This window comes from Streptomyces sp. JL2001 (assembly GCF_050917515.1).
GTDB lineage: Bacteria > Actinomycetota > Actinomycetes > Streptomycetales > Streptomycetaceae > Streptomyces.
The window spans coordinates 3,645,374-3,669,551 of sequence record NZ_CP169421.1; the positions used below are offsets into that span (position 1 = coordinate 3,645,374).

The following is a 24,178-nucleotide window of genomic DNA, read 5'->3' on the forward strand; positions in this document are numbered from 1 at the left end:
CGGGACCTACGCCGCCAGGTCGTTCTCGCCGGAGCCGAGCCGGGGCTCGGGGATGTCCAGCGCCTCGGGCACCGGACCGCGCGCGGCGACGCGGCGCGACCTGACCAGCCGGGCGCCGGCCCCGGAGCGGGCGATCGCGGACACGACCGGCGTCAGCAGGGCGTGCGCGAGCGGGGCGAGGAGCAGCGTCACCGCCGTACCGAGAGCGAGACCGCCGATCACGTCGGTCGGGTAGTGCACGCCCATGTAGACCCGGCAGAAGGCCTCGGTGAAGGCCAGCGCGATGGCGACCAGACCGAGCCTGCGGTGGGCGACGAAGAGTCCCACGCCGATGGCCATCGCCATCGTGGCGTGGTCGCTCACGAAGGAGAAGTCGGTCTTCCCGTGGACGAGGACCTCGAGACCCTGGTGGTCGTTGAAGGGCCGGGGCCGTTCGACGAACCCGCGGATCGGGATGTTGACCAGCAGGGCCACACCGGCCGCGAGCGGCGCCCAGACCAGCGCGGCGACACCGGCGACGGCGTCGGTCAGGGCCGCACGCCGGCGGATGCTCCACCAGCACCAGAGCGCGACGAGGACGAGCCCGAGCATGATCCCGTACTCGCCGACGAACTCCATGACGCGGTCGAACCACGGCGGCGCGTCCTTAGCCAGCCCGTTGATGTCGTAGAGCAGGCCGACATCGGGGTTCGAACCGTCCGATGCGAGTCCAGCCATCTGCAGCGGCCCCTTGCCTTGTCACGTGAGTCGACCGTTCGACCATGGGCGGTCGGATCGGGAACGAACCGCCTGAGGCATGCGTTCCGCTCTTCCCTGACGATCACTCCGACGTTACCGAAGAGTGACACGTCGCCGCAGCTCAGGGCCTGTGTCTTCCGAAGAGTTCCAGCCAGGTGGGCCGACTTCGCGTCACACCTGGGGGAGGTGTGTCGGCAGTGCGGCCGCACCGTCCTTGGTGACCCGGGTCGCCCCGAAGTAGTCCGGCGTGTCGATCTTGTCGAACCGGATCACGGCCCCCGTACGCGGAGCGTCGATCATATAGCCGCCACCGACGTAGATGCCGACGTGCCTGATGGCACGGGAGTTGGTGAGATCGTCGGAGAAGAACACGAGATCGCCCGGCAGCAGCTCGTCGCGGGACGGATGCGGCCCGGCGTTGTACTGGTCGTTGGCCACCCGCGGCAGCTGGATCCCGACCGAGAGGTACGCGGCCTGGGTCAGCCCGGAGCAGTCGAATCGGCCATTCTGCGCGGCCGTTCCCGTACCACCCCAGAGATAGGGCGTGCCCAGCTTCTGCTGGGCGTAGTAGATGGCACTCGCGGCCTGACGCGAGGGCTCGACCCGGCCGACCGGCCGCGCGAAGCTCTTCTCCAGGGACCGGATGATCCGGACGTAGTTCTGCGTCTCGCTGATCCGCGGAACACCACCGGACTTTATGACGCGGTACGCGCCCGCGTTGTAGGCGGCCAGCATGTTGTTCGTCGCGTCACCGGGCACCTTCCGCACGTACCCCGCGAGCTCGCAGTCGTACGAGGCCGCCGACGGGATCGCGTCCTTCGGGTCCCAGACGTCCCGGTCCCCGTCCCCGTCCCCGTCGATGCCGTGCCCGGCCCACGTGCCGGGGATGAACTGCGCGATGCCCATGGCGTTGGCGGGCGAGACGATCCGCGGGTTCCAGCCGCTCTCCTGGTAGAGCTGCGCGGCGAGCAGCGCCGGATTGATGGCCGGGCAGAGGTTCCCCCACTTCTGCACCAGCCCCTGGTACGCGGCCGGCACCGCCCCCTTGGCGAGCGCGACGGTCCCGTTGACCCCGCTGCCCGCCCCGCCGAGGAGACCGGCGGCGGCGGAGTACGTCCCGACGACGAGCAGGGCGACGAAACTGAGGCACACCCCGACGGCCCCACCGGCCACCAGCCACGCCCTGCGCGCCTTACGCACCGTCAACCACCCCTAGGATTTCGGCAGTCCACCACGGACAAGTCTAGGCGGCGGGCCGCCGCCGGGGAGCAGGACGAAGAGGACGGAACGCAAGTGTCCCGGATCCGCGGAACGCCCCTCCGGAGATCCACCCGCCACCGCCTCGCCTCCACGGCGCGCGGCCTCCCGTACCCGAAGGACTTCGCGAAGGCCCCCGAGGTCACCTCGGCACCCGGCGACTGGACGGTGGTCGCCTACCTCGCCGAGAACGAGGACCGGTCGAGCTGGAAGGTCTTCGGCTGCACGGGTTTCCACGCGCCGCGCCGCCAGGGGTGACGCGGACCTGCTCCTTAGTCACCGAAGACCAGCAGGGCCGCGAGGCTCACGACGACGACCGCCTGCGGGAGGAGCGCCAGGAGGGCGAGCCGCACGCGGGTACGGCGCCAGCGCCGACGCCAGGGCAGGACGAGCGAGGCGACGAGGGCGAGCGGCGTGACGACGTAGATGGCGTAGTAGGCGACGTACATGACGGTCAGCGGGCCCACGACACCGGCCGCGCAGTCGTCGGGTCCGCAACCGTCCGTGGCCATGACGGAGAAGCCGACCACCAGGACCCAGAAGACGTGCGTCACGAAGGCGACGGCGGCGGCGGCCGCGGCCGGCACACAGGCGTTCCCGTCCCGATCCCCGGGCTGCGGCGCCGGCACCCGCCACGCCCGGGGCGGAGCGGGGGTGGGGGTGGGCGTGGGGGTCCGGGTGGCGGTCGCGGTCGCGGGCTGAGGGGTGGTCATGTCCCCATGAGACAGCGGCGGCGGGGGCGGGGGCCTCGGGACGGCTACTCACCTGGGGAGGGTGGGGTACTCAGGTGGGGGGGCGCTTGGGGGGTGGGGGTCCTTCGGGGTCTTGGGGCCCGGGTGCCTCGGTGGCTTCTGGTGGTTGGCCGCCCTCTCTCCGAGTGTGGCGGGTTACGGCGCCGCTTCAAGGGCGCTCCTCGTTCCTCGTCGCGTCGCTGCGCGATGGGCTGCGCCCACCCTTGACCCGTCGCCTCCACCCGCCTTTTCACACTCGGAGGGCGGCCCGGGGGGATGGGCCCAGGCGGGGGGGCCGGGGTGCCCCGGGCGCCGTCGGCGGCCGTCGGCTTTTGGGGTGGCTTCCCGCAGTCATTGAATGGGGCGGTCGGGCACGGCTTAGCGAATGCCACTCGATTCCCGGCTGGGATTCATGCCCCGCTGGTCATTCTCCGGTGGTGGGTGAAGCCGGATCCGAGGAGGACTTGGAAGGGGTGACGTCTCGAGCCGGCCGCCATCCAGTCCGGGCCCGTCTTCGGCGGCGGGGGGTTCCATCCCCCTCCCCGGATGACGCTAGCGCGTACATTACTTGCGGTAACCCGGACGGAATAAGGGACTTCACGCTCATATCGGACTCTCGGCGGGCTTAATGTACGCCGTAGCGTCATTGAGCAGCCGATCCCGGATTGCCGATGGGACTGCTGGGGCAGATGGGATCCGCGCGACCCGCCGCCCCGCGCGACCCCCGGCCCATGGCCCGAACTGGCGATGACGGCTCCGGATTCGGCTTCACCCCCACCGGAGAATGACCAGCGGGGCATGAATCTCCGCCAAGACACGACGGATTGCCGCTAAGCGCCGCCGCGTCACCCCATTCAATGGGTGCGGGAAGCCACCCCAAAAGCTGTCGGACGCCGACGGCGCCCGAGAGGGACCGGTCCCCGGAGCGGATGCCCCTCCCCGGGCCGCCCTCCGAGTGTGAAAAGGCAGCCGGGGCCGGGCGGTCAAGGGTGGGCGCAGCCCATCGCGCAGCGACGCGACGAAGGAGCGCCCTTGAGGGCACGGACCCGGCTGCCACACTCGGAGAGAGGGCGGCCAACCACCAGAAGCCACCCAAGACCGGCCAGCCCCAGGCGCCAGGACCCGCACCCCCCAAGACCCCCTCCACCAGCGCCTACGCGCGTCGCAACCACCCCAAGAGTGCAACAACGACAATCATTGCCCGGAGTCACCCTCCGTGATACACAGAGTGACCATACGCTTCTTCGCATACAACCGGTCGCGCCGTCGCAGGTCAACGCGGTCGGTTCGGTCAAATGTGCGGGGATCGGGTAAAGAGAGCCGCCAAGCCGTCACACGCGGGCGGTTTCATCAGCGAAGATAGGGCGATGCCCCATGCGATCAGGCAGGGGCAACGAACTACCCAACAGGGGCGGTGAGTTACATGTACCTGGCGGCCGAGAAGGGCGACATCACCACCATCATCGGTGGAATCGCCCCTAACTGGGGGCCTTTCGGGAGCCTGGGCAATGAGGCCAAGGTGATGATCGAGGTCGTGATGGCCGTGGCCATCCTGCTCTGCCTCGGCATCGCCATCTGGGGTGCGGCCAAGCAGCGCATCGGCGCGACCGCCCTCCGGGACACGTTCAGTGCCGAGCAGGGCAAGGGCCTCATCGTGGCCGGCCTCACCGGGGTCTTCATCATCGGGTCACTGGGGACGCTCTTCACCATCGTGTACGGGATGGCCGTCTAACCACCGAGGACGCACTCCCTGATGTCCAGTCACCACACCGCGCCTGCGCGGAGACCAGCACGGCTTGTGTCGTACCCGCGAACGGTTGAGGGGGCGTACCCGTCATGAGTCTCGGCGACGAGAACGACGGCTTCGGCGGCGGTTCGGGCCAGACCCGTACCCGCCTGCCCGAGGGCGGCAGCGGCGACGTGTACGAGGGCGCCCGGCGCCCGGCGGCGCGCAGCTCGCGGTCGCTCATCACCGTGGTGGGTGTGGTGGTCCTGCTGGTCGCGGCGATCGCCTTCGCCAACCGCGGCAGCAACGAGGGCGCGGATTCCCCTGACACGTCCACCGGTAAGGGCCCGGGCTCCGGCGCGCCGACGTCGGCGACGGGCGTACGACCGGTGACGGGCAAGAACGGCCAGATCCCCGCGGGCTTCGCCCACGACCAGCAGGGGGCGCAGAGCGCGGCGGTGAACTACTCCGTTCCGCTCGGTTCAGCCGACATGTTCGACACATCGCGTCGCCACGCGATCGTGGATGCCGTGTACGCCCCGGACATCGCCGCGGCGAGGCGGAGCGATCTCGACAAGGTCCACTCCGACAAGGGCTTCCTGACTCGCATCGGGCTCGAAGCGGACGGCAGGGCCCCAAGCGGACTGACGTTCATTTCACGCGTCATTCCCGTCGGCTCGAAGGTCGAGGACTACAACGGCGACCAGGCGTCCGTCTCCGTCTGGTTCTCGTCGTTGTTCGGTTTGGCGGGCGAGGGGTCGCAGAACCCCGTGTCCGAGTCCTGGTACACGACGACGTATCAGCTCAGATGGGTCAACGGCGACTGGAAGGTGGCCGACTTCCAGCAGAAGGACGGCCCCGTACCGGTGGCCCGCGACCAGGCCGCATCCAGTGCGACTGAAATGGCAGACGCCGTTGACCAGTTCGGAGGGTTCACCTATGCCCGCTAACCGATCTCGACGAGTCCTTGCGCTTTCAGCACTGACCGTTGGAGCGCAGGCGTTTGCCATCCTCGTGTCTGCCCGGGCGTTCGCCGCGCCGACACCCACGCCGAGTCCCAGCGCGAGCAACAACCCCTGTGACCTGATTCGCGGCCCCGCCCGCGACTACTGCCAGAACGGTGAATCCGGCTCCCGTTCCCCCAACGCCCGCCTCGACGACCCCACCACCGCCCTCGACCCCCTCGCCTCGCTCGCGCGGGGGTGTGCCGATGCCGCCGTGTCCATCGTCGACACGCTCTCCAAGGCGGTGAAGGAGACCGCCGACGTCGACTTCACCAACACCGAGTTCCTCGCCCGCTACGCCATCGTCTTCGCCGCCGCCACCGTCCTCACGCTGCTCCTCTGGCTCCTCGCCGTGGCCAAGCGCGCCATCCGCGGGGTGCCGCTCACCACGGCGATCTCCGAGGCCATCGGGTTCCTGTGGCTGACCGTCCTGGCGTCCGCGTTCACGCCGCTCATCCTGTACACGGTCGTCAACGCCACCGACGCCGTCACCGAGGTGATCGCGTCCGGTACCGGGCAGCAGACCGACGTCTTCTTCGGGAGCTTCAAGCAGGCCCTGCAGAAGGGCGACAGCATCGGCGGCGGGCCGATCATGCTGATCATCGTGTCCCTGGTGACGGTGCTGGCCGCCGGCGTGCTGTACCTGGAGCTGTTCCTGCGGGCCGTCCTGCTCTACGTCGGCGCCCTCCTCGGCGTCGTCGTGTACGCGGGGCTCGTCGACAAGAACATGTGGGGGCACGTCCGCCGCTGGGCCGGGATCATGATCGCGGTCATCCTGGTGAAGCCGGTCATCGTGATCGTCCTCGGGCTCGCCGGCGCGCTGTCCTCCGGGACCGGACCCGACTCGTTCTCGGCGGTCGTGTCCGGGCTCGCGATCATCCTGCTGGCGATCTTCGCCTCGGCGATGATCTACCGCTTCGTGCCCGGCTTCGGTGACGAGATCGTCGCCTCGCGCAACAACCGGCTCCACCGCGCCGGTGAGAACGCGGCCGCCGCCGTCATCTCCTCCCCCGCCTCGCTCGTGTCGCAGGGCATCAAGACCCACAGCACACGCAGCGACGGCGGTCAGGGCGGCGGTGGCGGGAACGCGGGTGCCGCCCGTCCCGCCAACCCCCTGGCAGGCGGCGTCGCCGCCCACAGCAGCCGCGGGGGCGGCGGCGGATCTGTCCCCTCCGCCGCACCCCCGCCGCGTAGCAGCACCAGTCCCACCGCAGGCACACCGCACAGCAACCGCAAGAACTCTGGAGGTGGAGGGCGTTGACGACCCAGTCCCAGCCGGTCACGCCCCGCCGCACGTATCTCATCGGCCGTGCCCGGCCGAACGCGATCGTCGGCAAGAACCGCGAGACCGGCGAGATCGCCCTGATCATCGCCGGGGCGTTCCTCGGCATGATGAGCGGACTCCTCGTCCCCGCCCTCACCCTGCGGATCGTGCTGCTCACCGGCTTCCCGATGCTGGCCCTCGCCGCCGTGTACGTGCCGTACAAGCACCGGACCTTCTACAAGTGGTTCGAGATCAACCGCAGTTACAAGCGGTCGCTCAAGCGCGGTACGGCCTACCGGTCCGCCGCCGTCGAGGCCGGCACCCGGCTCGACGGGCGGGAGGTCGAGGTCGGGCCGCCGCCCGGCATCGGCCGGATCAACTGGCTGGCCGCGCCCTTCGGGCCCGACGAGATCGCCGTTCTCCTCCACGCCGACCGCCGGACCGTCACCGCCGCCATCGAGATCGAGGGCCCCGGCGTCGGACTGCGCGACAGCGAGGACCAGGAAGCACTGGTGGACCGTTTCGGCACGCTGCTGAAGCACGTCGCCAACGGGGACGGCTTCGTCACCCGTCTCCAGATGCTCGCCCGCACCCTGCCCGCCGACCCCGACGCGCACGCCAAGGACGTCGGCCAGCGCGGTGACGCGCACGCGCCCGAGTGGCTCCGGGAGTCGTACGACCAGCTGCAGTCGATGGTCTCCACCTCCAGCGAGCAGCACCGCGCCTATCTCGTCGCGTGCATGCACTTCACCCGGGACCTGGCCGCCGAGGCCAACGCCATGGCGCGGGCCGCCCGGCACGCGTCCGGCGCCCGCAAGCTGGACCGCGACGCCGGTCTCGCCGTCGTCATGGCCCGCGAGCTCACCGACATCTGCGCGCGGCTCGCCGAGGCGGACATCCGCGTACGCCAGCCCCTCGGGCAGTCCCGGCTGGCCTCGCTCGTGCACTCCATGTACGACCCGGACCACCCCATCGACCACATCCAGGCGATGACCAAGCGCAACGCCTGGCCGGCCGAGCTGGACGCGATGGAGCCGACGTACCTCCAGGCGAAGACCCGTGAGTCCTCCACCCGCGCGCCCTGGTGCCATGCCACGGCCTGGGTGAAGGAGTGGCCGATGACCCCGGTCGGCGTCAACTTCCTCGCCCCGCTGCTGGTCCACACGCCCGACGTGATCCGCACGGTCGCGGTGACGATGGACCTGGAGCCCACCGAGGTCGCCATCGAGCGCATGCTCACGGAGAAGACCAACGACGAGGCGGAGGCCTCGCGCCAGGCCAAGATGAACCGCACCGTCGACCCGCGCGACATCGCCGCGCACGGCCGGCTCGACCAGCGGGGTGAAGATCTCGCCAGTGGCGCGGCGGGCGTCAACCTCGTCGGGTACATCACTGTGTCGGCGCGTTCGCCCGAGGCCCTGGCCAGGGACAAGCGCACGATCAGGGCCTCCGCCGGCAAGTCGTATCTGAAGCTGGAGTGGTGCGACCGCGAGCACCACCGGGCCTTTGTGAACACGTTGCCGTTCGCGACCGGCATCCGCCGCTAGCCGCTAAGGGGCCCGTGCACATGCGAGATCCGTTGACCGCCCTGACCGAAGCGTTCACCTCCTTCCTCTTCGGGAAGGTGGAGACCACGCGGCTGCCCGTGCGCACCTCGACCGGACAGGCCCAGGCCGTCTACCTGCCCACCGCCGCCCCCGGCCTCGGCGACTCCGGCGTCATCATCGGCCGTGAGGTGTACAGCGGCAAGGGGTACATCTACGACCCCTTCCAGCTGTACGGGCAGCAGCTCCCGGCCCCCCACTGGCTGGTGCTCGGCGAGTCCGGCAACGGCAAGTCGGCGCTGGAGAAGACGTACGTCCTGCGCCAGCTGCGCTTCCGTGACCGTCAGGTGGTCGTCCTCGACGCCCAGGGCGAGGACGGTGTCGGCGAGTGGAACCTCATCGCGCAGGAGCTGGGGATAACCCCCATCCGCCTCGACCCGATGGTCGCCAACGACGCCGGCATCCGGCTCAACCCGCTCGACCCGTCGATCACCACGACGGGGCAGCTCGCCCTGCTCCGTACGATCATCGAGGTCGCGATGGGGCACGGCCTGGACGAGCGTTCCGGGTTCGCGCTCAAGGTCGCGCACGCCTTCGTCAACGAGCACATCACCGACCGCCAGCCGATCCTCACCGACATCGTCGAGCAACTGCGGCATCCGAAGGCGGAGTCGGCGGAGGCGATGAACGTCGACATAGACGACGTGCGGGCCTGGGGCCTGGACGTGGCGCTCGTCCTCGACCGGCTGGTCGACGGCGACCTGCGCGGCATGTTCGACGGTCCCACGACCGTCGGCATCGACCTCGACGCGCCGCTGATCGTCTTCGACCTGTCCCACATCGACCGCAACTCGATCGCCATGCCGATCCTCATGGCGATCGTCGGCGTCTGGCTGGAGCACACCTGGATCCGCCCCGACCGGAAGAAGCGCATCTTCCTGGTCGAGGAAGCCTGGCACATCATCAACAGCCCGTTCGTGGCGCAGCTGTTCCAGCGGCTGCTGAAGTTCGGGCGACGCCTCGGCCTGTCCTTCGTGGCGGTGGTGCACCATCTCTCGGACGTCGTCGACGGAGCGGCGGCCCGGGAGGCGGCGGCGATCCTGAAGATGGCCTCGACCAGGACGATCTACGCCCAGAAGGCCGACGAGGCCAGATCGACGGGCCGGGTCCTCGGTCTGCCGCGCTGGGCGGTCGAGATCATCCCGACCCTGACGCCCGGCATCGCCGTGTGGGACGTCAACGGCAACGTGCAGGTGGTCAAGCACCTCATCACGGAGAAGGAACGGCCGCTCGTCTACACCGACCGCGCCATGACGGAGTCGGCGCCGCTCCACGACCTGCCGGAGGACATCCAGGCCGCCGAATGGGAGGCGGAGCAACGGGCCGCCCTGATGGAACGGCAGCTGAACAGCCCCTCCGAGTCCACGGTGGCGTGAGATGACCGGGGAGCGACGGGAAGGCGGCGTGCCCGACGGGCTGTTGGTGGGGCTTCTGGGGTTCCTGCTCAGTCTGATCCTGCTGGTGTGGACGGCGACCGGTCTGTCCGCCCTGTTCTCGCAGGGCGCCTGGCCGGCCGGGGTCACCTTCACCAGGACCCCGCTGGCCGTCCGCTCGCTGGTCGGCCGGCCGCAGGACCTGGCGGCCGCGTGGCCGGAGACCCCGCCGGGCGCGCTGTCGGGGTACGGCCTGTTCTGGGGCGTCCTCATCAGTGAGCTGATGGTGCTCGCGGTTCTCACGGTGTTCGTCGTGGGGACGCTGGCGCGCTGGCGGGCGGTACGGGAGGACAGGCGGAGCCCGTACGGCGCCAGGCACCCCGCCTCGGCCACGGCACGCCGCCGGGTCTCGCCCGAGGCCGCGCCCGGTGTGGAGGCCGACGCCGAGCCGACGCAGGGCGGCGCGGTGACGCGGGCCGGCGATGAGGCGCCGCTCGCCTTCGAGCGGCCGGACACCGTCGGGGAATCCCCCGCCGGGCCCCCGCCGCCGCTCGTCACCGGGCCGGTCGAGGCCGCCGTTCCGGGTGGCGGGGCCCTCGGGACCGTCACCCCCGCTCCGGCCCGGGTGCCCGGAGCCCCGGTGACCGGGCACGACCCGCTCGGGGCGGCGGCGCAGGCCGGGCCCGTCCTGCCCGGGCTTCCCTCGCCCCGCGCCCCGCGCCTGCTCTACGGACCCCCCGCGACCCGCCGCCCCACGGTCCTCCAGGCCGTCCAGGACGCCGAGGGGCCCGCGCTCGTCGTCACCTCCGACCCCACCGTGTGGGCCGACACCAAGGACGCCCGCGGCAAGCTCGGCCCCGTTCTCGTCTACGACCCCGGCCACCTGTGCGACACCCCGGCCCGGCTCCACTGGTCTCCCACCGACCGCTGCGAGGACCCGGAGATGGCCCGGGAACGCGCGGTCGCGCTGCTCGCCCCCGTCCGCCCGCCGTCCCGGCTCGACGCCGCGGTCGCCGACACCGCGGAAACGCTCCTGCGCTGCTGGCTGCACGCCGCCGCGATCGACGGCCGCCCGTTCAAGCAGGTCCACCGCTGGGCCCAGGGCGCGGGCGCGCATGAACCCGTACGGATCCTCAGGACGCACGCCAAGGCCGGCTCCGGTCACGCCGGACTCCTGGAGTCCGCGCTCACCGCCCACCCCGAACGCCGCGAGATGGCACAGCAGCTGACGGCCCGTGCGCTGTCCTCGCTGTCGTCGATCCACATCCGGGACGCCTGCACCCCCCATCGAACGGATTCCCTGACCTTGGAATCTTTCGTCGACGAAGGGGGCACCCTCTATGTGGTGGGCGAACCGATCGAGGACCCGCGCACCCGACCCGGCGCGATGCCCCTGCTGACCGCTTTCACCGCGAGCGTGGTCGAGCACGGCCGCCGCATGGCCGCACGGTCATCCGACGGTCGGCTCGACCCACCAATGACGCTCGTCCTCGACGACGTCGCCGCGGTGGCCCCCCTTCCCCGGCTTCCGGAACTGCTGGCGCACGGCCAGGCCCAGGGCCTGCCCGCCCTGGTCCTGCTCCGCTCCCAGGAGCAGGCGCGGGCGCGCTGGCCGGAGGAGACCCTCAGCTCCTGAACTCCCGGTCGGGCGTGTAGACGGTCCCGGCCTGCCTGCCGAGTGCGGTGTGCAGCGGACGGAGCGCCGACCGCGCGGCCGCCGCGTCGGCGAAGCCGAGCGGGACGCGTACCGCGCCGCTGCCCGACCGCCCCCGGAAGGCCTGGGGCAGCGAGGTCGCCGCCCTGCCCCGCACGACACCCAGCAGGAGCCATTCGTCGCGGGCGGTTCCACGTGGCACCACGGACACGGCGTCCACGACGGACCAGCCCGCACGCCACCGGAAAGAGCCCCGGGTGACCGAGAGTCCGCTCGCGTCCACGCGCACGACGGTCTCGTCCGTCCCGAGCCGGGACCCGAAGCCGGCCATCGCGAGGGCCACGAGGAAGGCCGTGACCACCAGCACGAACGAGCCCTGGAAGAGCCCGAGCAGCAGTCCGGCGACGAAGACCGCGGGCGCCCCGTACAGCAGCGCCCGGTTGCCCGGGCTCCGGACGGGCTTCCCGCAGTGCACGGCCACCCCGGCGGCGGGCCCGGCCGCGGGCGGACGGTCGGCGGCGCGCCCGACCGCAGGAGCGGCGGGGCGTCGGCGGCCCGCCGCGCGCCCGGCGGAGGCCGGGGTCACGGGCCTGCCCTCCGCCACGGCCCGGGCGGGCGGCGCCGACCGGGGCTCCGTGGCGGGCTTCGCGGCGGGCTCGGCGGCCGGCGGCGCGGAAGCCCGCCCGGCAACGGGCGCGGAGGCGGGTTCCGGCACGTTCTTCGCGGCGGGCAGGTGCACCGCCCTCGGGTCGGGCGTTCCCGACGAGGGCCGTACGGGCGGGGCCGCGTCCTCGGGCACCTTGTCCGCGGGCTCCGGCCCCCCGCCCACGGCCTCCGGCCCGGTCCGCGCCGCCACCCGCCGCGTGCCACCCGCCGGGCGAGCCATGGCCCCGCCCGCGCTGAGCAGTTCGAGCAGCTCCGCCGCCGTGGGCCGGCGTTCCGGCTCCTTCGCCAGGCAGAGCGTGACCAGCCCCCGGAGCGTCTCCGGCACCCCGTCGAGCTGCGGCGCGTCGTGGACCACCCGGTACAGCAGCGCAGGCACGCTCCCCGCGCCGAACGGGCCCGCGCCCGTCGCCGCGAACGCCAGTACCGCGCCCAGCGAGAAGAGGTCGCTCGCGGCCCCGACCTTCGCCCCCGTCGCCTGCTCCGGCGACATGAACCCGGGCGTGCCGACCACCAGCCCCGTCCCGGTCAGCGCCGTGGCGCCCTCCAGTGCCTTGGAGATGCCGAAGTCGATGACCCGTGGCCCGTCCCCGGTGACCAGCACGTTCGACGGCTTGAGGTCGCGGTGGACGAGACCGGCGCGATGGACCGCCTCCAGCGCCTCGGCCAGGCCTGCGGCCAGGCGCCGTAACTCCCCCTCGGGCAGCGGTCCCTCGTCCACGACCAGCTGTCCGAGGTCCGGCGCCTCGATGTAGGCGCTCGCGACCCAGGGCATCGCCGCCTCCGGGTCCGCGTCCACGACCGGCGCCGTCCAGAAGCCGCCGACCGTGCGGGCGGCCTCGATCTCCCGCCGGAATCGGTGCCGGAAGCCGGGGTCGGTGGCCAGGTGGGGCCGCACCACCTTCACCGCGACCCGCCGGCCGCTGACCGACTCCCCCAGGAACACCTGCCCCATCCCGCCCTCACCGAGCCGGGCGGTCAGCCGGTACGGTCCGATCGCGGCCGGATCCTCCGGCGTCAAATCCTGCACGCTTCCCCCGAGTTCGCACGGTGTCGCTCGCACCCAAGCCTGGCAGGTCGCGGCCTTTCCAGCCGGGTTTTCGCCACCACGACCGCAGGAGGGACCTGCCCGGGCCGGGGCGCCGGACACGCGTCAGGGCCGGCGCAGCTCGTACTCCAGCTCCTGCGCGGACTCGTCCCCCGGGACGGCCACCCGCGCGCCGGTCGCGACGAAGCCGAACCGCCGGTAGAAGGCCGCTGCCCGGGCGTTGTCCTCGTGGACGTACAGCCGGACCCGCTCGATCCTCGGTTCCGGCAGCGACCAGGACCACTCGACGCCCGCCCGGAAGAGTTCCTCGGTCAGTCCCGTCCCGCGCGCCTCCGGCCGTACGTAGACCCCCACGATGTGCGTCTGGTCGACGGTGGCCGCCTCACCGAAGCGGACCTCGTCCGAGGGCCGCTCGACCAGGACCGAGATCGTGCCCGCCCAGGTGCCGTCCGGCGCCTCGGCCACGAACTGGCGCACGCTCGTCCCGCTCTCGGAAGCCCCCTCGGCCCGCTCCTGCCAGAAGGAGTCGGGGCGCTCGGACGCGGCCTCGTGGGTGTCGAGGAAGGCGATGTGCGCCACCGGGTCCCGCAGGGCGGCCAGCCGGATCTCGCGGGTCTTCTCCCACTCGTCGGCGCGGATCGTGCGTATCGAATAGTCCATGCGCCCATCCTCGCGACGGCCGCATCGCGCTGACAAGCGCATATACGCCCCGTCGGGCCCTCCCTCGTACCGCGGTACTACGCGGCCGGGCGGCTGCCCGACCGCGGGCGGACGTTCCGGCGGGGCGCGGTGCCTAGCGTCGTGGACATGATCCGAGCTGAAGAACTCACCAAGCGGTACGGCGACCGGACCGTCGTCCGTGACCTCGGCTTCACCGTCCACCCGGGCACCGTCACCGGCTTCCTCGGCCCCAACGGCGCCGGCAAGTCCACGACCCTGCGGATGCTCCTCGGCCTCGACGCCCCGACCCGCGGACGGGTCACCGTCGGCGGCCGGGCCTACGCCGACCATCCCGCGCCGCTCACCGAGGTCGGGGCCCTGCTGGAAGCCCGCTCCCTCCATCCGGGGCGCTCCGCCTTCCACCATCTGACGGCGCTCGCCCTCACCCACGGGATCCCCCGCTCCCGCGTGGAGCACGTCCTCGGCCTCACCGGACTGAACGAGGTCGCCGGCACCCGCGTCAAGGGCTTCTCGCTCGGCATGGGCCAGCGGCTCGGCATCGCCGCGGCCCTGCTCGGGGACCCCGGCACGATCATCCTGGACGAGCCGGTCAACGGCCTGGACCCGGAGGGCGTGCGGTGGATCCGTACGCTCCTCAGGTCGCTGGCCGCCGAGGGCCGTACGGTGCTCGTCTCCTCCCACCTGATGAGCGAGATGGCGCTGACCGCCGACCACCTGATCGTCATCGGCAAGGGCCGCCTCCTCGCCGACACGAGCGTCGCCGCGCTCGTGCGGGAATCGGGCGGCGCCTCGGTCCGGGTCGTCACCCCGGAGGCGGAGCGGCTGCGCGGGCTCCTGCCCGGCGCGCGGATCGTCACGGAGGCGCCCGACACCCTCCGCGTCAGCGACGTCGACGCCTCCCGCATCGGCCGCACCGCCGCCGCCCACGGGGTGCCGCTGTACGAGCTGACACCGCAGACCGCCTCCCTCGAGCAGGCGTTCATGGACCTCACCCACGACTCCGTCGAATACCAGGGAGCCACGGCATGACCGCCTCCGTGTACGGCATCACCCCGGCCCGCGTCCTGCGCGCGGAATGGCACAAGCTCCGGACCCTGCGCTCCACGTGGACCACGCTCGCCCTGGCCGTCGTGCTGCTGCTCGGCGTCGGCGTCCTCATGGGCGCCACCTACACCTCCGGCGGCGGCGACTCCGACGTGGACACCGTGGTCCTCTCGCTCTACGGCTCCCAGCTCAGCGGGATCTGCCTCGCGGTCCTCGGGATCCTGGTCACGGCCGGCGAGTACGCGACGGGCCTGATCCGCGCCTCGCTGACCGCCGTGCCCCGCCGGCTGCCGGTGCTGTGGGCGAAGGCCGCGGTGTTCACGGGGGTCGCCTTCACCGTGTCCCTGGTGACGGCCCTGGTCACGTTCGAGGTCGCCCAGGTCTTCCTGTCCGACACCGACCAGGCCGCCTCCCTGACGGACGACGGTGTCCTGGCCGCCGTCGCGGGCAACGCCGCGGGGGTCACGCTGCTCGCGCTGATCGCCCTCGGCCTCGGGGCCGCCCTGCGCTCGGTGCCCGGCGCCCTGGGTGCCTTCATCGGCGGGGTGATGGTGCTGCCCGAGATCCTCGGCATCCTGCCGTACGAGGCCGTGGAGACGGCGGTGAAGTACTTCCCCACCCAGGCCGCCGGAGCCCTCGGCTCGGCCACCCCGATGCCCGGCGCGGCGGCTCCCGGCGCCGCGCTGCCGGCCCTGTGCCTGTGGGCCGCGGCGGCGCTCGCCGTCCCCGCGGTGCTGCTGCGCCGCCGGGACGTCTGAGGGCACGGGCGACGTTCGAGGGTGTCGCCGAGGAGGCGGACGTATGAGGATGACCGAGTGACCATCGAGCCGGAAGGCATCCCAGGAGGCAGCTCGGGCATGCAGGACGGCACGGACCCGGGGGACGGCACGGACGCCCCGCCGCTCAGCCGCTACCTCCAGAACCAGGCGGCCCGGGTACGGGTCTTCGACGCGCGCCGCCCCCGGGTCTGGGACCTCGCCCTCACGGGCTTCTGGACGGTCGCCGCCCTCACGGACGCGGCGGGCGGCTGGCGGACCATCGCCCGCGACCCGTCCGTCCCGGTCCGGCTGGTGGTGGCGATGAGCCTGGGCTTCGCCGTACCGCTGCTGTGGCGGCGGAGCCGTCCGATGCCCGTATTGCTGCTGATGGCGTGTGTGGCGCTGGTCAACTCCTGGTCCGGCGCCGCCCTCCAGGCCGCGTACCTCCAGCTGATCGTGGTCTTCCACGTCGCGCTGCGGCTGCCGCTGCGCTCGCTGGCCCTGACCCCCGCCGTGGTCGTCCCCCCACTGGTGCTCCTCGCGATCCGCCACCCGCAGGGCAGCTGGGACCAGCACGTCCTCCCGACCCTGACGACGTACGCGATGGTCGCGCTGCTCGGCATCGCGGTCCGTTCGCGGAAGGACTACACGGAGGGGCTGGTCGAACGGGCCCGTCGGCTGGAGGTGGAACGCGACCAGCAGGCCCGGCTCGCCGCGGCGGCCGAACGCACCCGGATCGCGCGGGAGATGCACGACATCATCGGCCACAACCTGTCCGTCATCACCGGCCTCGCGGACGGCGGCCGGTACGCGGCGGCGAAGAGCCCCGAGCGAGCCGCCCAGGCCCTGGACGCGATCGGGACGACGAGCCGGGAGGCCCTCGCCGAACTCCGTCGCCTGCTGGGGGTACTGCGCGAGGACCCGGCGACCGGACCGGACGCCGTCCGCGATCCGCAGCCCTCGCTGGCCGACCTCGACACCCTGCTCGCCGGAGTGAGGGACGCGGGGCTTCCGGTACGGGTCGTCACCGCCGGCGCCCCCGGCCGGGGGACCCTGCCTCTGTCCGCGGGCGCCCAACTGACCGTCTACCGCTGTGTCCAGGAGGCGTTGACCAACACCCTCCGCCACGCGGGCGCGGGGGCGACGGCATCGGTGCTCCTGACGTACGGGGAAGGGGAACTGGCGGTGGAGGTGACGGATTCGGGGACGGGCGGACCCGCAGTCCCGGGCACCGGGCAGGGCCTGACGGGAATGCGCGAGCGGGCGGCCCTCTACGACGGCACACTCGAAGCCGGCCCGCTGCCGGCCGGCGGCTGGCGCATCCTGCTCCGACTCCCCCTGGAGGGCTCCCCCTCGTGACCACCGTGCTCATCGCGGACGACCAGGCGATGCAACGCTTCGGCTTCCGCATGCTGTTGGAGAGCCAGGACGACATGACGGTCGTGGGGGAGGCGGCGAACGGCACCGAGGCGGTCCGGCTGGTGGACCGCTTCCACCCGGACGTGGTGCTGATGGACATCCGGATGCCGGGCCTCGACGGCATCGAGGCGACCCGCCGCATCATCGCCTCGGGAGCCCGCACCCGGGTCCTGATCGTCACCACCTTCGACCTGGACGAGTACGCCTACGACGGCCTGCGCGCCGGCGCCAGCGGGTTCCTCGTCAAGGACGCCCAGCCGGAAGAGCTCCTGGCGGGCGTCCGGGCGGTCGCGAGCGGCGACGCGGTGGTGGCCCCGAGCCTCACCCGGCGGCTGCTGGACGCCTACGTCCAGCACCTGCCCGCCCCACCGGGCTCCCGGTCGACGCCTCCGCCGCCGGATCCGCGGCTGGCCTCCCTGACGGAACGGGAACGGGAGATCCTCACCGTCATCGGGCAGGGCTGGACGAACACGGAGATCGCCGGCCGTCTCCATCTCGCGGAGTCCACGGTGAAGACCCATGTGAGCCGCATCCTGGCGAAGACCGGTGCCCGCGACCGCGTGCAGGCGGTGATCCTCGCGTACGACACCCAGCTGGTGTCACCCGCGTAGGAATGCCGGGTCCTGCGGGTGCCCGGACCCGCCACGGTCCGTCGTGCCGGCCGAATCTGCTCCGGAACGCAGAAAAGCCCCGCACCATAAGGTGCGGGGCTTTCCCACAATGATTGTTCGGCGGCGTCCTACTCTCCCACAGGGTCCCCCCTGCAGTACCATCGGCGCTGAAAGGCTTAGCTTCCGGGTTCGGAATGTAACCGGGCGTTTCCCTAACGCTATGACCACCGAAACTCTATGAAATAAACAAACTCCAGCCGACAAGGGGCGAGTTCGTTACTTCAGAACTAACACAGTGGACGCGAGCAACTGAGGACAAGCCCTCGGCCTATTAGTACCGGTCAGCTCCACCCATTACTGGGCTTCCACATCCGGCCTATCAACCCAGTCGTCTACTGGGAGCCTTACCCTCTCAAGGAGGTGGGAATACTCATCTCGAAGCAGGCTTCCCGCTTAGATGCTTTCAGCGGTTATCCCTCCCGAACGTAGCCAACCAGCCATGCCCTTGGCAGGACAACTGGCACACCAGAGGTTCGTCCGTCCCGGTCCTCTCGTACTAGGGACAGCCCTTCTCAATATTCCTACGCGCACAGCGGATAGGGACCGAACTGTCTCACGACGTTCTAAACCCAGCTCGCGTACCGCTTTAATGGGCGAACAGCCCAACCCTTGGGACCGACTCCAGCCCCAGGATGCGACGAGCCGACATCGAGGTGCCAAACCATCCCGTCGATATGGACTCTTGGGGAAGATCAGCCTGTTATCCCCGGGGTACCTTTTATCCGTTGAGCGACGGCGCTTCCACAAGCCACCGCCGGATCACTAGTCCCGACTTTCGTCCCTGCTCGACCCGTCGGTCTCACAGTCAAGCTCCCTTGTGCACTTACACTCAACACCTGATTGCCAACCAGGCTGAGGGAACCTTTGGGCGCCTCCGTTACCCTTTGGGAGGCAACCGCCCCAGTTAAACTACCCATCAGACACTGTCCCTGATCCGGATCACGGACCGAGGTTAGACATCCAGCACGACCAGAGTGGTATTTCAACGGCGACTCCACCATGACTGGCGTCACGGCTTCAAAGTCTCCCACCTATCCTACACAAGCCGAACCGAACACCAATATCAAACTGTAGTAAAGGTCCCGGGGTCTTTCCGTCCTGCTGCGCGAAACGAGCATCTTTACTCGTAGTGCAATTTCACCGGGCCTATGGTTGAGACAGTCGAGAAGTCGTTACGCCATTCGTGCAGGTCGGAACTTACCCGACAAGGAATTTCGCTACCTTAGGATGGTTATAGTTACCACCGCCGTTTACTGGCGCTTAAGTTCTCAGCTTCGCAACCCCGAAAGGTCACTAACCGGTCCCCTTAACGTTCCAGCACCGGGCAGGCGTCAGTCCGTATACATCGCCTTACGGCTTCGCACGGACCTGTGTTTTTAGTAAACAGTCGCTTCTCGCTGGTCTCTGCGGCCACCCCCAGCTCACGGAGTAAATCCGATCACCAGTGATGGCCCCCCTTCTCCCGAAGTTACGGGGGCATTTTGCCGAGTTCCTTAACCATAGTTCACCCGAACGCCTCGGTATTCTCTACCTGACCACCTGAGTCGGTTTAGGGTACGGGCCGCCATGAAACTCGCTAGAGGCTTTTCTCGACAGCATAGGATCATCCACTTCACCACAATCGGCTCGGCATCAGGTCTCAGCCTTAATGTGTGACGGATTTGCCTATCACACGGCCTACACCCTTACCCCGGGACAACCACCGCCCGGGCTGGACTACCTTCCTGCGTCACCCCATCGCTTACCTACTACCACCTTGGGTCAGCGGCTCCACCACTCCCCTTTGCCCGAAGGCTCCAGGGCGGCTTCACGGCCTTAGCATTAATGGGCTCGATATTGGGCGTTTCAAAGCGGGTACCGGAATATCAACCGGTTGTCCATCGACTACGCCTGTCGGCCTCGCCTTAGGTCCCGACTTACCCTGGGCAGATCAGCTTGACCCAGGAACCCTTAGTCAATCGGCGCACACGTTTCTCACGTGTGTATCGCTACTCATGCCTGCATTCTCACTCGTGAACCGTCCACAACTCGCTTCCGCGGCTGCTTCACCCGGCACACGACGCTCCCCTACCCATCACAGCACCCGTTGGGGCTTAATTGCTGCAATGACACGACTTCGGCGGTACGCTTGAGCCCCGCTACATTGTCGGCGCGGAATCACTTGACCAGTGAGCTATTACGCACTCTTTCAAGGGTGGCTGCTTCTAAGCCAACCTCCTGGTTGTCTCTGCGACTCCACATCCTTTCCCACTTAGCGTACGCTTAGGGGCCTTAGTCGATGCTCTGGGCTGTTTCCCTCTCGACCATGGAGCTTATCCCCCACAGTCTCACTGCCGTGCTCTCACTTACCGGCATTCGGAGTTTGGCTAAGGTCAGTAACCCGGTAGGGCCCATCGCCTATCCAGTGCTCTACCTCCGGCAAGAAACACACGACGCTGCACCTAAATGCATTTCGGGGAGAACCAGCTATCACGGAGTTTGATTGGCCTTTCACCCCTAACCACAGGTCATCCCCCAGGTTTTCAACCCTGGTGGGTTCGGTCCTCCACGAAGTCTTACCTCCGCTTCAACCTGCCCATGGCTAGATCACTCCGCTTCGGGTCTAGAGCGTGCAACTCAATCGCCCTATTCGGACTCGCTTTCGCTACGGCTTCCCCACACGGGTTAACCTCGCTACACACCGCTAACTCGCAGGCTCATTCTTCAAAAGGCACGCAGTCACGACCCATTGGGTAAACCCAATGAGCGACGCTCCCACGGCTTGTAGGCACACGGTTTCAGGTACTATTTCACTCCGCTCCCGCGGTACTTTTCACCATTCCCTCACGGTACTATCCGCTATCGGTCACCAGGGAATATTTAGGCTTAGCGGGTGGTCCCGCCAGATTCACACGGGATTTCTCGGGCCCCGTGCTACTTGGGTGTCTCTCAAGCAAGCCGTATGAATTTCAGCTACGGGGGTCTTACCCTCTACGCCGGACCTTTCGCATGTCCTTCGCCTATTCATACGGTTTCTGACTCGCCTCACAGCCGGCAGACTGTGAAAGAGAGATCCCACAACCCCGTATGCGCAACCCCTGCCGGGTATCACACGCATACGGTTTGGCCTCATCCGGTTTCGCTCGCCACTACTCCCGGAATCACGGTTGTTTTCTCTTCCTGAGGGTACTGAGATGTTTCACTTCCCCTCGTTCCCTCCACATGCCCTATGTGTTCAGGCATGGGTGACAGCCCATGACGACTGCCGGGTTTCCCCATTCGGAAACCCCCGGATCAAAGCCTGGTTGACGGCTCCCCGGGGACTATCGTGGCCTCCCACGTCCTTCATCGGTTCCTGGTGCCAAGGCATCCACCGTGCGCCCTTAAAAACTTGGCCACAGATGCTCGCGTCCACTGTGTAGTTCTCAAGCAACGACCAGCCACCCATCACCCTGATTCAAACGAATCAAGTTCACTGGGGCCGGCATCGCGAAGATACAAACCTTACGGCCGTACCCTCAGACACCCAACAACGTGCCAAGCGTGAGCCACCGTCCGTCCCTTCCGTTCCACGCCGAAGCAGTACTAGGAAGACCTTCAGGTCACTCACGCCAACTAATCAACGTTCCACCCATGAGCTGACCGTGCAGAACGTTTGTCTGCAATCGGTACTGTGCTCCTTAGAAAGGAGGTGATCCAGCCGCACCTTCCGGTACGGCTACCTTGTTACGACTTCGTCCCAATCGCCAGTCCCACCTTCGACAGCTCCCTCCCACAAGGGGTTGGGCCACCGGCTTCGGGTGTTACCGACTTTCGTGACGTGACGGGCGGTGTGTACAAGGCCCGGGAACGTATTCACCGCAGCAATGCTGATCTGCGATTACTAGCAACTCCGACTTCATGGGGTCGAGTTGCAGACCCCAATCCGAACTGAGACCGGCTTTTTGAGATTCGCTCCGCCTCACGGCATCGCAGCTCTTTGTACCGGCCATTGTAGCACGTGTGCAGCCCAAGACATAAGGGGCATGATGACTTGACGTCGTCCCCACCTTCCTCCGAGTTGACCCCGGCGGTCTCCTGTGAGTCCCCATCACCCCGAAGGGCATGCTGGCAACACAGGACAAGGGTTGCGCTCGTTGCGGGACTTAACCCAACATCTCACGACACGAGCTGACGACAGCCATGCACCACCTGTATACCGACCACAAGGGGGGCACTATCTCTAATGCTTTCCGGTATATGTCAAGCCTTGGTAAGGTTCTTCGCGTTGCGTCGAATTAAGCCACATGCTCCGCTGCTTGTGCGGGCCCCCGTCAATTCCTTTGAGTTTTAGCCTTGCGGCCGTACTCCCCAGGCGGGGAACTTAATGCGTTAGCTGCGGCACCGACGACGTGGAATGTCGCCAACACCTAGTTCCCAACGTTTACGGCGTGGACTACCAGGGTATCTAATCCTGTTCGCTCCCCACGCTTTCGCTCCTCAGCGTCAGTAATGGCCCAGAGATCCGCCTTCGCCACCGGTGTTCCTCCTGATATCTGCGCATTTCACCGCTACACCAGGAATTCCGATCTCCCCTACCACACTCTAGCCTGCCCGTATCGGATGCAGACCCGGGGTTAAGCCCCGGGCTTTCACACCCGACGTGACAAGCCGCCTACGAGCTCTTTACGCCCAATAATTCCGGACAACGCTTGCGCCCTACGTATTACCGCGGCTGCTGGCACGTAGTTAGCCGGCGCTTCTTCTGCAGGTACCGTCACTTTCGCTTCTTCCCTGCTGAAAGAGGTTTACAACCCGAAGGCCGTCATCCCTCACGCGGCGTCGCTGCATCAGGCTTTCGCCCATTGTGCAATATTCCCCACTGCTGCCTCCCGTAGGAGTCTGGGCCGTGTCTCAGTCCCAGTGTGGCCGGTCGCCCTCTCAGGCCGGCTACCCGTCGTCGCCTTGGTGGGCCATTACCCCACCAACAAGCTGATAGGCCGCGGGCTCATCCTTCACCGCCGGAGCTTTCAACCAGCTTCCATGCGGAAGCCGGTGTTATCCGGTATTAGACCCCGTTTCCAGGGCTTGTCCCAGAGTGAAGGGCAGATTGCCCACGTGTTACTCACCCGTTCGCCACTAATCCACCCCGAAGGGCTTCATCGTTCGACTTGCATGTGTTAAGCACGCCGCCAGCGTTCGTCCTGAGCCAGGATCAAACTCTCCGTGAATGTTTACCCGTAATCGGGTGCACACATCACGAGAGCGGAACGACCAGTCGGAATAGGACCGGTCGTTCACAGCGTCCTCGCTGTGTTTTTTGCCTACCTGCCACAAGGGCCAGTAGGACTTCAAAGGAACCTCGACCATCCGAAGATGGACGGGGTATCAACTAATCTGGCGTTGATTTTTGGCACGCTGTTGAGTTCTCAAGGAACGGACGCTTCCTTCGTACTCACCCTCTCGGGCTTTCCTCCGGGCTTTTCCCTTCGGTCTTGCGTTTCCGACTCTATCAGATTTTTTCGATCCGATTTCCTCGGTGCTTTCCGGTCCCATTCGCTTTCGCTCCGGGCCCTTCCGGCGGTTCCGACTCTATCAGATCCTTTCGGGCCTGATTCCCAGTCAGCGGGTTTTGTCTTTGCGGCTGTTGGGCCGTTCCGACGCTCAAACTCTAGCGGGTTTCCCCGGCGACTCATAATCGAGTCTTTCGAAATGAATTTCGGCATGCCGAAATTCGTCCCGGTAGGGAGGTCGTGCTGAGTTGAGTTGCCGCTATCGCGGCGGGAGTGGCTGCCGCAGAACCGTTCCGGTCCCGTGACAACTCGGAGAACAGTACGGATGCGGAGGGGGCGTGTCAACCCCCCTCCGATGGTCGACCAGAGGGGGTCCGGGGCCTGCGGCCCGCTCCGCTCAGTCGAGGTCCTGCAGGCGGCCGCCGGCGTCCGGCTGGGTGTGCTCCACCCTCCTGAGCAGGCGGATCAGCATCTCGCCGAGGACACCGCGCTCGTCGCTCGTCAGGTCCTGGAGGAGGTCCTCCTCGAAGCCCGTCGCCATGCGCATCGCCTCGAGCCACTTCGAGCGCCCCTCGTCGGTCAGCTCGACGATCACCCGGACGCGGTTGGTCTCGTCGCGGTCGCGGGTGACCAGGCCCTCGCCCGCCATCCGGTCGATGCGGTGGGTCATCGCGGCCGGGGTGAGGCCCAGGCGCTTCGCCAGTTCGCCCGGACCCAGGCGGTAGGGGTCGCCGGCGAGGACGAGGGTCTTGAGGACCTCCCACTCCGCGTTGCTGATGCCGAGGTCGGCGAGCTGGCGACCGTACGCCACGTTCATCCGGCGGTTCAGCCGGCCGAGGGCGGAGACCACCTTCTCGACCTGGGGGTCGAGCTCCCGGTACTCGCGCTGGTAGGCCGCGATCTGCTCGTCGAGGGTCGGCTCCTGCAGGGCCTGCGGGCCGGACTGCTCGGGGGTGTCGGACATGCGGGGAGTATCCCACGGCTTCCGTTGGCCTTGAAGTCCTTCAATGTGTATTGTTCACCTTCGAACTTTAGAGTTGAAGTCTTCAGGGTTCAGTCCTACAGGGCTGAA

The 24,178-nt window shown here is 68.4% G+C and carries 17 protein-coding genes and 3 rRNA genes; 11 read left to right on the plus strand and 9 right to left on the minus strand.

Features of this window, described 5'->3' with window-relative positions; genetic code table 11:
- Nucleotides 1-6: 6 nt before the first annotated feature.
- Nucleotides 7-717 carry a phosphatase PAP2 family protein gene (locus ACE1OA_RS16165; RefSeq protein ID WP_432752950.1) on the minus strand — a complete coding sequence of 237 codons (711 nt, stop codon included), beginning with the start codon at nt 715-717 and terminating at the stop codon, nt 7-9.
- 192 nt (nt 718-909) lie between these two features.
- Nucleotides 910-1,938 (minus strand): NlpC/P60 family protein, encoded by a 1,029-nt coding sequence (locus ACE1OA_RS16170; RefSeq protein ID WP_384870325.1) that lies wholly within the window; start codon nt 1,936-1,938, stop codon nt 910-912.
- A 93-nt stretch (nt 1,939-2,031) separates the two neighbouring features.
- Here ACE1OA_RS16170 and ACE1OA_RS16175 point away from each other — a divergent pair, with 93 nt between their 5' ends.
- The gene (locus ACE1OA_RS16175; RefSeq protein ID WP_432752951.1) at nt 2,032-2,253 is read left to right on the plus strand and encodes a hypothetical protein; all 222 of its coding nucleotides are present in this window, start codon (nt 2,032-2,034) and stop codon (nt 2,251-2,253) included.
- A 14-nt stretch (nt 2,254-2,267) separates the two neighbouring features.
- Here the strand turns inward: ACE1OA_RS16175 and ACE1OA_RS16180 are convergent, their stop codons facing one another.
- A complete protein-coding gene (locus tag ACE1OA_RS16180; RefSeq protein WP_432752952.1) occupies nt 2,268-2,708 on the minus strand; it encodes a hypothetical protein in 441 nt (146 codons plus the stop codon).
- A 1,441-nt stretch (nt 2,709-4,149) separates the two neighbouring features.
- Here ACE1OA_RS16180 and ACE1OA_RS16185 point away from each other — a divergent pair.
- The 6 genes from ACE1OA_RS16185 to ACE1OA_RS16210 all read left to right on the plus strand — a co-directional run bounded on the left by ACE1OA_RS16185 (nt 4,150) and on the right by ACE1OA_RS16210 (nt 11,333).
- A complete protein-coding gene (locus ACE1OA_RS16185) occupies nt 4,150-4,458 on the plus strand; it encodes a hypothetical protein (protein WP_024757447.1) in 309 nt (102 codons plus the stop codon).
- 104 nt (nt 4,459-4,562) lie between these two features.
- Entirely contained in the window at nt 4,563-5,402 is an 840-nt protein-coding gene (locus ACE1OA_RS16190; RefSeq protein WP_356609841.1) for a hypothetical protein, read from the plus strand.
- Nucleotides 5,392-6,717: a hypothetical protein gene (locus ACE1OA_RS16195; RefSeq protein ID WP_432752953.1), complete on the plus strand. Its 1,326-nt coding sequence runs from the start codon at nt 5,392-5,394 to the stop codon at nt 6,715-6,717. The genes ACE1OA_RS16190 and ACE1OA_RS16195 overlap by 11 nt, the downstream gene beginning before the upstream one ends.
- The gene (locus ACE1OA_RS16200) at nt 6,714-8,267 is read left to right on the plus strand and encodes an SCO6880 family protein (protein WP_356609837.1); all 1,554 of its coding nucleotides are present in this window, start codon (nt 6,714-6,716) and stop codon (nt 8,265-8,267) included. The genes ACE1OA_RS16195 and ACE1OA_RS16200 overlap by 4 nt, the downstream gene beginning before the upstream one ends.
- Nucleotides 8,268-8,287: 20 nt before the next feature.
- Entirely contained in the window at nt 8,288-9,700 is a 1,413-nt protein-coding gene (locus tag ACE1OA_RS16205; protein ID WP_432752954.1) for an ATP-binding protein, read from the plus strand.
- A 1-nt stretch (nt 9,701) separates the two neighbouring features.
- A complete protein-coding gene (locus ACE1OA_RS16210) occupies nt 9,702-11,333 on the plus strand; it encodes a type VI secretion protein (protein ID WP_432752955.1) in 1,632 nt (543 codons plus the stop codon).
- On the opposite strand, the gene ACE1OA_RS16215 is transcribed toward ACE1OA_RS16210, so the two are convergent.
- Together ACE1OA_RS16215 and ACE1OA_RS16220 are read right to left on the minus strand one after the other, a co-directional pair.
- On the minus strand, nt 11,323-13,044 hold the full coding sequence (locus ACE1OA_RS16215; RefSeq protein ID WP_432752956.1) for a protein kinase domain-containing protein: 1,722 nt from the start codon (nt 13,042-13,044) through the stop codon (nt 11,323-11,325). The two genes, ACE1OA_RS16210 and ACE1OA_RS16215, sit on opposite strands and share 11 nt — an antisense overlap.
- Nucleotides 13,045-13,167: 123 nt before the next feature.
- The gene (locus ACE1OA_RS16220) at nt 13,168-13,722 is read right to left on the minus strand and encodes a GNAT family N-acetyltransferase (protein ID WP_384875671.1); all 555 of its coding nucleotides are present in this window, start codon (nt 13,720-13,722) and stop codon (nt 13,168-13,170) included.
- Between the two features lie 147 nt (nt 13,723-13,869).
- Between ACE1OA_RS16220 and ACE1OA_RS16225 the strand changes: the two genes are divergently transcribed.
- The 4 genes from ACE1OA_RS16225 to ACE1OA_RS16240 all read left to right on the plus strand — a co-directional run bounded on the left by ACE1OA_RS16225 (nt 13,870) and on the right by ACE1OA_RS16240 (nt 17,575).
- Nucleotides 13,870-14,772, plus strand: a complete 903-nt coding sequence (locus ACE1OA_RS16225; protein WP_432752957.1) for an ATP-binding cassette domain-containing protein — start codon at nt 13,870-13,872, stop codon at nt 14,770-14,772.
- Complete coding sequence (locus ACE1OA_RS16230; protein WP_386541357.1) at nt 14,769-15,545, plus strand: ABC transporter permease; 777 nt, start codon at nt 14,769-14,771, stop codon at nt 15,543-15,545. Before ACE1OA_RS16225 ends, ACE1OA_RS16230 begins: the two co-directional genes overlap by 4 nt.
- 99 nt (nt 15,546-15,644) lie before the next feature.
- Entirely contained in the window at nt 15,645-16,904 is a 1,260-nt protein-coding gene (locus tag ACE1OA_RS16235; protein ID WP_386541362.1) for a sensor histidine kinase, read from the plus strand.
- The gene (locus ACE1OA_RS16240) at nt 16,901-17,575 is read left to right on the plus strand and encodes a response regulator (RefSeq protein WP_384875676.1); all 675 of its coding nucleotides are present in this window, start codon (nt 16,901-16,903) and stop codon (nt 17,573-17,575) included. The genes ACE1OA_RS16235 and ACE1OA_RS16240 overlap by 4 nt, the downstream gene beginning before the upstream one ends.
- Nucleotides 17,576-17,690: 115 nt before the next feature.
- On the opposite strand, the gene rrf is transcribed toward ACE1OA_RS16240, so the two are convergent.
- From rrf to ACE1OA_RS16260, 4 genes are all read right to left on the minus strand, one after another.
- Nucleotides 17,691-17,807: ribosomal RNA gene (rrf, locus tag ACE1OA_RS16245) — 5S ribosomal RNA — on the minus strand.
- Between the two features lie 79 nt (nt 17,808-17,886).
- A 23S ribosomal RNA gene (locus ACE1OA_RS16250) occupies nt 17,887-21,011 on the minus strand.
- Nucleotides 21,012-21,298: 287 nt separating this feature from the next.
- Nucleotides 21,299-22,824 (minus strand): 16S ribosomal RNA (locus ACE1OA_RS16255).
- Together the 16S, 23S and 5S rRNA genes form the textbook arrangement of a ribosomal RNA operon.
- Before the next feature lie 679 nt (nt 22,825-23,503).
- On the minus strand, nt 23,504-24,070 hold the full coding sequence (locus ACE1OA_RS16260; protein ID WP_356601136.1) for a MarR family winged helix-turn-helix transcriptional regulator: 567 nt from the start codon (nt 24,068-24,070) through the stop codon (nt 23,504-23,506).
- Between the last annotated feature and the right edge of the window lie 108 nt (nt 24,071-24,178).